Here is a 6922-nt window from a genome sequence, read left to right on the forward strand (position 1 = left end):
ATAATATTAATTTAAATCTTTTCATACGGTTCAAATTAGGCTAGTCGTTATCAAATTTTGGGGTTTCTCCTCGAAAGCGAAATTGTATTTCCCAGTGTCCTTCTTCATAGATTGCAAAGTCAAATCCTAACTGGCTTTGCGATAAAAATCCACCAAATCCCAACCTATTATATCTTAAATTGATACGAGCAAGATTACCATCTGTCGTAGTATATTTAGTAGGATATTGAACTAATGGAATAGGGTATGCTACATCATATACAGCCTTATGCCCTTCAAAACGATGATTGAATCCATGAATCATCTCTTTCCAATTCGTATCCTTGAATTTTTTAATGTCAATTGAGTTGTTCATAGAATCCAACACACTGATAGTTAATGTCCCACCTGGTGCTGTGTTTTCAATATCTTTGAAGACATATACTTCGACATCGAAAATAAAATCTCCTGTTTTTTCACCTTCTAGATTATAAATATAACTTGGAGATAAAGCAGCTCTAGTTGCTAAGCCAGTCTCTACATTATATTGAGAAGGTTGATATGGTCTTTCTTTGAATGGCTTTAATCTCAAATTACGTGCGTACTTACGTCCGCCTGAATTGGATATTTCCACATCAAAAATGTAACATGAATCGGGTTGCGTTTTGATCCAATTTGAATTACCATAATCCCAAAACAAAATGTTTCCTGATTTTTCGCTGACTTCAAAAATTGAATGGTATTCAATTTCTCTTTTTGATTCTATTTCAGCAATCGATGTTTCTTCTCCCGTATAATTTTCTTTCCAAACTTTTACTGGGAATTTATCTGTTAACTCTGTCGCTGGTGCCCCATCTACACTTCGCACATTTACGAGTTTGAAAGTCAACGGTAAACTTGATGTGTTGCTGACATTTGCCGCGTTTTCATAGATAGTCTTACGACCCAATGTTGGGGTATATTCTTTTACCATGTAATTTACATCGTCTCCCAAAGCATCTATACTTTCGGGAATAAATGATTTACATGCGGAAAATGAAAGTGCCCCAAGTAATAATGGTATAATGAATTTATGCTTAATCACGATATTCATAATTTAGTTACTGTGTGGAATATTTACTGGTAAACTTGCTGAAGCCAAAATCATGACCCGCTGATAGGATATGTACAATTCCATTTTTGGTACGTACATTTACTACTGAAGTGTTCACACGTTGCCAATACCTTTGGAAAATTGAATTATTAGTATCACTAAAGATCAGCTGCTGTTGTCCTCCCCCGACAAAACCAGATGCATCAAGTACGCGATATTGGATATGCATTTTATAATTATTCTTTGTACTCGTCACCAGCTGTCCATCAATAAAAGGGCTCAATTGCTCAGTATCGAACTCTTCCATGATTACATACCTATTCGTCATAGAATCCAAATCAACTAGTCCTACATCTTCCAAGTACAAATTAGGTCTGCCTGTAAGAGATCTTGTGGTATTTAATGCTTCTAAAGCAATATCAAAGCTGCGATTCGTCACTGCGAATAAAGTATATGAAGAATCTGAATTCCTCAACTTTGCTCTTAGGTCAGGTAATCTGTCCAATACTAATAGCAAGGAATCATAGACTCCTGCTTGCGACTGCAAATACTCATAGATGGTTCCGTCATACACAGGAGCTTCTGTATTATAGTTGTAGTAATGTTCATCGCCTTTTTCACAGCCGATATTTACTAACAACAGCAACGGTAATATTATTTTATATAAATTTTTCATATGGATGACAGGTTTATTTCCAATACTCATTCTGTACCAACGATTTATTTTTACTCAATACATCTGATGATATAGGCCAATATATGCCTCCTTGTTCGATCAATTGTACCAATTCGCGATTTATTGGACGTAGCCTATTTAAGCGAATTTGATCGTACCATCTCCACCCTTCACCCATTAATTCACGTCTACGTTCGTTGAATATTTCCTCAATCAATGGTGTGGTCGTAATCACTGAGTATGTTCTTACGCCTCTATTTATTTTCACTCTATTCAACAATGTAATAGCCTCATCTCTAGAACCTAATACAGCCAAAGCTTCTGCGCGCAAAAGTGTTATTTCTTCCAAGCGGGTGAATATTAAGTTCGAACCGAAAACCCCATAAGAGCCATCGTTAACACCATCTCTAATAATTTTAATCTTGCTGAAAATTGGAATTTCACCACTATAGTTTGTGAAATAATTGGTTCTGGTAAGTCCAGATATTGTATCAATACCAAAACGAGTATCATTGATGTCATTAAAAATTCGAACTATAGAATCCTTTGGTACATATATATCAGGACGTTGCTTTGATATTAAAGGATCTGCTAATGTCAATTCCTCGATATGACCTGTAGCTGAAGCTTCACCATAGATATAAGGAGCTGGAACAGATAAGAGTTGTCCTAAATTGTAGTTGTTTGAAAACACACCATTTAGTCCCGATAAATTCCCAATGCTAGAGATATAATCAAGACCTAATGAACTATAATTGTTCATTATAAATTGCGTATAGGTATCTACATTGATGTATTTTCCTTGCCATGCAGCGATATGAGAAAGAACCGCATAACCTGTCAATTTATTGAACAACACTTTTCTCCAATAGCCGTTAGTCTCGCCATAATAACTTACCAATGAACTGCCGTAAAAATAAGGTAGGTCTACAACAGCACTTAACAATTCAGTTTCTGCAAAATTCAAAACAGATTGACTATCGGTCTTAGGTCTGTGTTCAAAAGAACCATCATCAAAAGATTTCGTAATCAAGGGAACATCACCCCAGATTCTAACCATGTAGAAATATGCAAAAGCACGAATTGCCCGAGCTTGCGCGATATCCATTTTTAGATTCTGTTCTGTATAGCGAGAATCTTTTAAACGAACTTCAGGTGCTCTTTCGATTAATATCGCTGCAGCATTGATTACTGCATAAAATCTTCTCCAATTGGTCAAATCTTTAATCAATGGATAAGAAGCTTTAAGGTTATTTGTGTTAATAGCACCTAAATCCGATCTGCTGTAAGATGTAAAATCACCATGACGTAATTCACCATACATCCAGTGTGAATTATTTTCAACCATAGCAGCACGAAGTAAACTGTAAGTTCCTAACAATGCAGATTTCGTATCCGAAATACTAGTCCACTGCAATGTTTCTGAAGCCACTTCTCCACTAGGTTCATTTAATTTATCTGTACACGAAAGTGTAGCACTTTGTATAAAAACAGCTCCAATGAGCAATTTTAATAAGTTTGATATCTTCTTCATCATAATTATTGGCTAGTATAGATTATAGATCCAATTTAAAACCAAGTGAATATGTTGGTGTCAATGGCAATCCATATCCATCGTAGTATCCATTAAAATTCACAAGTTCAGGGTCTCTTCCAGAGAAATTTGTGAAAGTATATAAGTTGTTCACGGTAGCATATATGTATGTACGACGAAGCGTTTTTACATTACTTAAAAATGACGCTTTGGTCAAATCGTACCCCAATGAGATGCCACGGATTTTTAAGAAAGAAGCGTTTTCTAAAAATAAATCCTGATCTACGCGATATGGATCTATACTACTCCAGACATTATACAATGGATATTTGCTGATATCTACATCTTGTTGCCAATGAAATATCTCACGAATAGAGGCTATACTATTATTGGATTCATTATTAATAAAATTATACTTTGTTGCGGCACGCTCATTCATAGCCTTATGCCCTAAAGCAAAATACAAGTCTATTCCTAAGTCCAAATTTTTGTAAGTGAATTTATTATTAAATCCACCAAAAATTTTCGGGAGTGAATTACCTTTTAATACTTTATCCGCAGATGTGATTTGAAAATCGTTATTTTGATCTACCCATTTTGGGTCACCATATTGGAATGGAATACCATCAAAATTAAACGTGGTACCTGAAGAGGTAGGTACATCGGCTGCATCTGCATAAATGCCTGTATTTTCATACACCCAAAATGCATCTGCCGAATGACCTACGCGCAATAATCGATCTCCAACTACGAGTTCGGACAAATTATCTGGAAGAGCTGCAACTTCGTTTTTGTTCAAATTGATATTTAAGGAAGAAAACCAGCTAAATGACTCAGGCTTTTTAACAATATCTGCCGAAATCCCTAGATCAATCCCCTGGTTACGAATAGATAAACCATTTTTAAATTGTCCAACATATCCATATTCTTCTGGCACAGGAATCAATACAATCTGGTTTTTTGTATCCTTTTGATATACTGATAAATTGGCCGTAAGTCTATTATTAAAGAAAGATTTTAAAATATTCAAATCAACCTGATCCACATAAGACCAGCCTAAATCATAGCCAACCCAACCTCTGTTATATGGTCTTGATAAAGCAGAATTGCCATAGAATGAAAGAATATTTGATTCACCAGCCCAATTGAGATTAGAATAATATTGAGGTCCTACAGCATAACGGCTATCTGAATTGATGCGACCTACACGACCTGCCGCTAATTTAATTGAGAATTGATCCTCAAAACCAAATTGTTCATTCAGGTTCCACTTTACACTTGCAGACGGTGTAAACAACCATCTTGAATCTGGTTGAATCGTTGACGATGCATCCCAACGCACTACAGCATCAAAATCTAAAATCTTATCGTATTGGTAACCAATCTTGCCATACGCTGAAAACAGGCGATTCAGTTCTGAATTATACCATCTATGAACTTTTAAACCACCTATAGGACTTAAGTATTCTGCCTTATTTGGGTCACCGTCTACTACGTTAAGTTTGATGAAATCATTTGGACCATCGAAAGCTTTAGCGTATGTAAATCTATTAAGATCATCTAAATATTGGATACCTCCAATAAAAGACAAAGCATTCTTATCATCAATAGTAAGCTTATACTTTAGATTGTTCGTAAAAGTATATCGCTGCGAGTAACCATAATAATTAGAAATATAGTTCGTCGTTTCCATCAATTCAGAAGGATAAAATATATCACGAATACCTTCTGTATAATCCACTGCAAACGCTGTAGTATAATTCAAGTTAGATAGGATATCTAATGATATTGAAATATTTCCTTGTATACTATTTGTGATATTATCGTTTACGCTACGATCATTTAATGACATGTAATTTCTATACTGATCTGCATTTGGAGACAATGGAGTAGATAAATCCGGTAAATAGCCAATCTCACCATATCTGCTACGTAAGCTTGTATTTCTATTGCGATCCGTACGTGTAGCGTTTAAAAATGCCGATACAGTAAACCATTGAAATGGCAACATATTAATATTTAATAAGGCATTATACCTATTAAAGTAATTATTGTCTGCGGTAGTCGCGTTCTTTGTATGACCTCCTAAGAAACCAAAATTCGCACGATCGGATCCACCACGTAAACTGAAATCTAATGAATACATAGATGAGTTTCTATAATATTCGTCCTTCCACTTAGATGCACCATAGTAATTCATATTTGTTGAATCAGCAAGATATCCTGGATATACTTGTCTAGCTTCTATGGTATTATTGTAAAGTGCATAAAATGGCTGTCTGAAATAATTCTCATATTGTCCATTGACAGGTGTAATTGATGGCTTTTGGTTTAAGCCAAAATAACTATTAACTGATATCTCACGTATACCAGATTTACCTCCAAATGTAGTTATCAAAATAGCTCCATTTGAAGCAAGTGGACCCAATAATGCTAGTCGAGCAGGATCTTTAACGATTTCAATACTTTCAATAGCACTGATGTCTACAAAGTTAAAAAAATCAGTTTCAGGACCAATTCTGTTAAATTTGTACAATTGCGTTTCATAAGCAAAATTGTGAGATGTTGCCATAGGTACGCCATTCACAAAGACTGTTGCGCGTACGTTATTCAAATCAGAATTGTTAAATAAAGGTGTACCTGCTCCGCGAATGATCAAGTTTTGGTAAGATCCTGATTCGGCAGAAGGTTGTTGAACATACACTCCCCCTATTTCGCCTTTGACAAAGTCAGCCAAATTGGTGAATGGCTTAATTTTTACCTTCTTCAGATCAATAGTGTCGACAGAGCTAATAGACTTACGGAGATTCCGAAAATTCACTAACTCCTCTTCTGTGAGGTCGTTCTCTTCAATAGTATCGCTCTGCAATACGAATCGAAAATTAGTAACCCTACTACTTGAAAAAGCTGGATTTGCTTGTACAGCTTCATTACATAAAAGTATAGATGCAAATACAATAAATTTTCTCAACATAAAATGTTTTTTAGGATTATGTAATGGTTAAATGTTATCGCAATTTCTTCGAAATAGGTAGATAACTAAACAAGTATATATCTATTTTATGTATTTAAAAAGTATTTACAGGGGTAGAAAAGGCCGTTTTAGTAACGAAATCGGTTGCGCAATTTTACGCAACCGATTACGCAAACTGAATTTTTTTACATAAAATAACACTTAAGTAACATTAAATTCAGTAATTAATACAGTAATATTGAATATTTACATATATTATGTTTTTAACAGAAGAATAATTTAATAAATTAAACTGTTTTTTAAATTAATTTTATATATTAAAAAGAAAATAACTGAATTTTATTAATACATCACGTTAAATAGAATAGAAAGATTGATTTTTTTAATACGAATAGGAGAAATGCAATTTGCAAAAGAATAGTTGTTTTATACAACTAAATTCAAGCTGAGTAGTTATGAATATAATAGATGCTATAATAGACTTAGAGTAGAAACAAAATGTACGTATAAATCTTATACTGAAATAATGATTTACTCATTCAATCTTCAAAACTCTATATACGCAAAAAAGCCTTAGTACATAATGTACTAAGGCTTTGTATAAAAAAAGGCACCGACCTACTCTCCCACCTGTTACGGCAATACCATCGGCTCGGGCGGGCTTAA

The 6922-nt window shown here is 34.5% G+C and carries 4 protein-coding genes; all 4 read right to left on the reverse strand.

What is annotated here, in order from left to right:
* Positions 1-40: 40 nt before the first annotated feature.
* From GOQ16_RS15350 to GOQ16_RS15365, 4 genes are read right to left on the reverse strand one after another with little or no spacing between them, the layout of a single operon-like run.
* The gene (locus tag GOQ16_RS15350) at positions 41-1072 is read right to left on the reverse strand and encodes a DUF5007 domain-containing protein (RefSeq protein WP_160070096.1); all 1032 of its coding nucleotides are present in this window, start codon (positions 1070-1072) and stop codon (positions 41-43) included.
* Positions 1073-1079: 7 nt separating this feature from the next.
* The gene (locus GOQ16_RS15355) at positions 1080-1778 is read right to left on the reverse strand and encodes a hypothetical protein (protein WP_160070097.1); all 699 of its coding nucleotides are present in this window, start codon (positions 1776-1778) and stop codon (positions 1080-1082) included.
* Positions 1762-3285: a RagB/SusD family nutrient uptake outer membrane protein gene (locus tag GOQ16_RS15360; RefSeq protein WP_160070098.1), complete on the reverse strand. Its 1524-nt coding sequence runs from the start codon at positions 3283-3285 to the stop codon at positions 1762-1764. The genes GOQ16_RS15355 and GOQ16_RS15360 overlap by 17 nt, the downstream gene beginning before the upstream one ends.
* A gap of 19 nt (positions 3286-3304) precedes the next feature.
* Entirely contained in the window at positions 3305-6256 is a 2952-nt protein-coding gene (locus tag GOQ16_RS15365) for a SusC/RagA family TonB-linked outer membrane protein (RefSeq protein ID WP_160070099.1), read from the reverse strand.
* Between the last annotated feature and the right edge of the window lie 666 nt (positions 6257-6922).

It is taken from the genome of Sphingobacterium bovisgrunnientis, from assembly GCF_009829085.1.
Classification (GTDB): domain Bacteria; phylum Bacteroidota; class Bacteroidia; order Sphingobacteriales; family Sphingobacteriaceae; genus Sphingobacterium; species Sphingobacterium bovisgrunnientis.